This is a genomic window from Halorubrum saccharovorum DSM 1137 (assembly GCF_000337915.1).
Classification (GTDB): Archaea; Halobacteriota; Halobacteria; order Halobacteriales; family Haloferacaceae; genus Halorubrum; species Halorubrum saccharovorum.
Genome location: NZ_AOJE01000072.1, coordinates 1 through 3,832, shown reverse-complemented (window position 1 = coordinate 3,832; position 3,832 = coordinate 1). Strand labels below are relative to the sequence as shown.

Annotated in this window: 5 protein-coding genes and 1 pseudogene; 4 read left to right on the top strand and 2 right to left on the bottom strand. The window is 56.4% G+C overall.

From position 1 onward, the window contains the following. Positions 1 to 76 precede the first annotated feature (76 nt). Positions 77 to 304, bottom strand: a complete 228-nt coding sequence (locus C471_RS16110; protein ID WP_004050879.1) for a hypothetical protein — start codon at positions 302 to 304, stop codon at positions 77 to 79. Positions 305 to 478: 174 nt separating this feature from the next. On the opposite strand from C471_RS16110, the gene C471_RS16105 reads away from it, so the two are divergent. Then, the gene (locus C471_RS16105) at positions 479 to 1,096 is read left to right on the top strand and encodes a hypothetical protein (protein ID WP_004050876.1); all 618 of its coding nucleotides are present in this window, start codon (positions 479 to 481) and stop codon (positions 1,094 to 1,096) included. Then, positions 1,089 to 1,511, top strand: a complete 423-nt coding sequence (locus C471_RS16735; RefSeq protein WP_004050867.1) for a hypothetical protein — start codon at positions 1,089 to 1,091, stop codon at positions 1,509 to 1,511. Before C471_RS16105 ends, C471_RS16735 begins: the two co-directional genes overlap by 8 nt. A gap of 146 nt (positions 1,512 to 1,657) precedes the next feature. On the opposite strand, the gene C471_RS16100 is transcribed toward C471_RS16735, so the two are convergent. After that, a complete protein-coding gene (locus tag C471_RS16100) occupies positions 1,658 to 2,263 on the bottom strand; it encodes a hypothetical protein (RefSeq protein WP_006655017.1) in 606 nt (201 codons plus the stop codon). Positions 2,264 to 2,325: 62 nt separating this feature from the next. Between C471_RS16100 and C471_RS17810 the strand changes: the two genes are divergently transcribed. Together C471_RS17810 and C471_RS16095 are read left to right on the top strand one after the other, a co-directional pair. After that, the gene (locus C471_RS17810; RefSeq protein ID WP_006655018.1) at positions 2,326 to 2,469 is read left to right on the top strand and encodes a hypothetical protein; all 144 of its coding nucleotides are present in this window, start codon (positions 2,326 to 2,328) and stop codon (positions 2,467 to 2,469) included. Positions 2,470 to 2,680: 211 nt separating this feature from the next. Beyond that, positions 2,681 to 3,832: pseudogene (locus C471_RS16095) on the top strand (transcriptional regulator); the annotation flags it as partial.

The following is a 3,832-nucleotide window of genomic DNA, read 5'->3' as shown; positions in this document are numbered from 1 at the left end:
AAGAATAGTACGAATACTGAGAAGTGAGGACGCATTTTCGGAACGTCTTCAGGCGAGCGCGCGCCCGAAGTGCCGACTACTCGTAACGGCAGGCTGGTCGGTGGGACGCCGTCGACGTCTCGCCGTCGAGGACTTCAGCCCCACACACGGGACACCGGACGTAGTTGTGCCCAGTCGGTTCGCCGTAGCGGTCGTACTCGGTAAACGGTCCTTCCCAGTCGGGAGTGTCGTCGATGACCTCGGCGTCGTCGCCGGCGATGATGATAGCGGTACTGTCTTGGCTTCGGGTTTCGTTGGTCGACATGGTCTTTCAGTCTCCATAGAGAAAGGCCGGTCTCGGTGTCCTACCACCGGGACGTTTCAACACGTCCGAGGATACCGTCTTTCTCTACCATATTGTATTAGCCACATGGACATAAGTCTTTACCATATTGGTTATGCCAAAAGGTATAATCGGGCGGGGAACGTACTGAATCGTATGCCGAGGGAACATGGCGACAGCGGGACGTTTGTCGAGACGGTTAGTTTAGAGGACGTCTTAGGAGTGTTCGACGTGGTCGACGGACCGGTAATCTTGTCGGCGGACGTCGCAGACGAGTTAGATTGCTCGCGAGAGACAGCTCGTCGGAAACTACAGGCATTATACGAACGCGGCGACCTCGAGCGCCGGAAAGTCTCACGACGAGTCGTCTATTGGGAAGCCGACGTTACAGCGGAAACGATGGGGTACGACGAGACGGCGAGAGACGCGCCACAAGATGCCGGTGATTCTATCGAGGGTACTCGGACGTCGACGGCGTCAAGCGCCGCAGAAAGCACAATAGACATTGACGCGATTCTCTCTGATATTGAGGTACCTGGGTTTGGAGAGAAAGCCGAGGCGCGAAAGACGGCGGTTCGGGCGGTCCTCGAGTACCTAGTCGACCACAAAGAGGCGGAGAGTAAGACTCTCAAAGAGATTGCGTGGGAAGCCGATTCGGAGACGTACGCAAATGCACGAAGTCTGTGGTCGAACGCGGTAGTCAAAGCACTACACCAAATTCCCGAGGTATCGAGCGCCGGCGAGCGACAAAGTGGGTGGTCTATAGATGAGTGACGACGGCGACGACGTCGACCCAACCAACCCACGACCGAAAGGTCACTATGGACGGTTTCGAGATTCACCGTGGTACTACGTCAATGACGAGTTAGCACAGACATTCATCCTCGGACCAGCAACCGACGCGGAACCGGGCGACGACTGGATACTGTCGTTTACGGGGGAAGGTGCAACCGAGACGGACCGCGAAAGAGTGTGTGTCCGACTGACGCCGCGAGCGTTGCACGAGCTATACATCGAGACGAAAGACTTGTCGCCGGACGCTCGACAGGCGGGACACACCGCCGAGTGTGACCTTTGCGGGGAAAGCGTCCCGCTGGAGAAGGCCGTCCCGAACAAACGCGAGGAGCCGGTTCACAAACGCTGTTATGTCGACGCCTACGGCGGGCCGGTATGGATGGAAGATTATTGAGCCGGGTTTAACCAACAGTCGGACGTCCCGATAGGTCGGTGTTGGTTAAGAGCGTGGTTACACCGGGAGTAAGCACGGCTCCAGTCGTCGAGATATACAAGGAGAGACGCCGAGGACGTCAAACGACGCGGTCGGCCCCCCAGGGGTTACTCGTCGGCGTTATCTCGAAGCTCTAAGTTCGGGAACGCTCCGACTTTGTCCGTATTCCCCGACTCCCAAGCTTCTTTGATTCGAGCCATTTGTTCCTCGCCGGTTAGGTGGGAGAGTTCGCCCGATTCGAGTAGTTGGTTCACCTCGGGGTAACTGAGTTCGTCCGGCTCGCGCTCCCGTAACTCGTCGAGCGGCTCGCCCCGTTTTACATTAACCTCGACCTCGACCTCCTCGACCGAATACCCGCGCTGGAGGTATGCCTGTCTAACACCGCTCGCGGCAATCCCCTCGAAAGCGTCCTTTGCCAAATCGGACGGTTCGACGGTGTCGGTGATCCCGAGATATAGGAGAGCGAACGACCACGACAGGACGTTTAGCGTATGCTCTTTCCCGTCTAAATCGCCGTCCTCGAAGGCTTCCGTTCTAAGGTCCTCGTCGAGTTCCGAAACCAGGAGCGGCATATCATGTAGGGCTTCATGGAGCCGCTCGACTATCGCTCGCCGGCGTTCGTATCCTGCCTGTTTGCTATACTCCTTCGGTTTTTGGAGATACCGGCGGTCGGCCGGTGACAAAATCCCTCTTGCCCTTTCGTCAAGACTCATGCTTTACCAATCACATCTTCATGTCCGTAATGCTTTATACGTTGTGCCCTAAAGCGGGATATATGTCTGCCACGGACACGCGGATTCCGGTGTCGAAGGATGTGCGGCGCGACCTCCGGGTTCTCAAGGCGCGGGAAGGCCGACGGTCATACGATGAGACAATTGCGGTGGTGCTTGACGCATATCTCTCTGAGAAGGTGGATTAATAAACTATAGTCGTGACTAGCGAACTAGTTGAATCAAACGACGCCGGGAGCACACGAGTCTGCCAGGACTTCGCTCCTATCGGCGTCGAAGGATGCTTACGCGGACACGGCGGGCGGGTGGCCCGTTGTCCTAACTCAACCAATGTGGTTGGGGCTTATGGGATTATCGGATTTTCACCCGGCGTTAGTGTTCGCACAAAAGCGACACTAAATGTACGATACGGACGATACGACGGCACACGAACCGACTGAGAAGCGAAGCCTTCGCTTTGCGACTGACCTCGAGGCGGACGTCTCGCTTACAGACTGGACCGCCCTTCGGGTTCATCGAGTAATCTTCGACGAGACAGAGAGTCAATTTGCGCTTCTCGAGGCACTACAAACAGCGGCGGACGGTGTCGACATACTCGAGTTTGAACACCGACTGTCGAGTTGTGGGTTTGACGTCGATGGGTCAGTCGTGAAACTTGCACGACGAGCTGTCGCCGGCGAGAGACGGGCTCTGTGGGACTTGATTCGGTATGCGCGACGGTTGGGACATGATGAGATGGGACAGCCACAGAGCGCCTTAGAGGACGCTCTCGCGTTCACTCGTCTATTGGGCTATAGCAACCCTCAACAGACGATAGCAATCGGTCTCAATGCGGCTTTCAGAGAGACGCGGCGCGACCAGGCCGACGAGATTATCGAGTACGTTCTAACGCTGTCTGAGAGCGTCGACGTGGTCCTTGGTGGGTCAGAGATCGACCGAGTGTACTTGCACAACTACTACGGCGATATTCTCCCATCGAGTGTTACGAATCCGTGCAACGACACCCGTAATGATTACTCCATTACGACGCTCGTCGACGTGGTTGGGACGGACGGACTTGCTGTCGAGATACTTCGGACGGTAGGTGAGACTGAAAGCGGACACATGGCCTACAGCGCCCTACAATCGGCGTTCAGTCAGTACGATAGGACCACGGTCTCGCGGCGATTGAACGAGAAGCTAATCGAGTATGGTCTTTGTGAGAAGTACGGCGCTCGCGGAAACCTACGAATCGAGATTCTCGACAAAGGAGCGTTGTACCTCGAAGAATTAGCCAAAGAGAAAGAGCGACAAAAGGCCCTTCAGGACTACGTTACGAACACCCCAAAACCAAACCACAATACCCGTGTAATCACGGACCGCCCTCGGGGAGGGAGGGAGGACGACCACCGACCGACCGCCGAAGGTGAGGCGTCGACGACGCCGGACGGACGGGTTCGCTTACCTCGGTATCACGGTGTGGACTATCTTTCGTACGCAGAGACGGTCTCAGCGGCGAAGACACCGCCGAAGAAAGGCGTTAGTGTGACAAACTACCCTGTCGAACCCAAA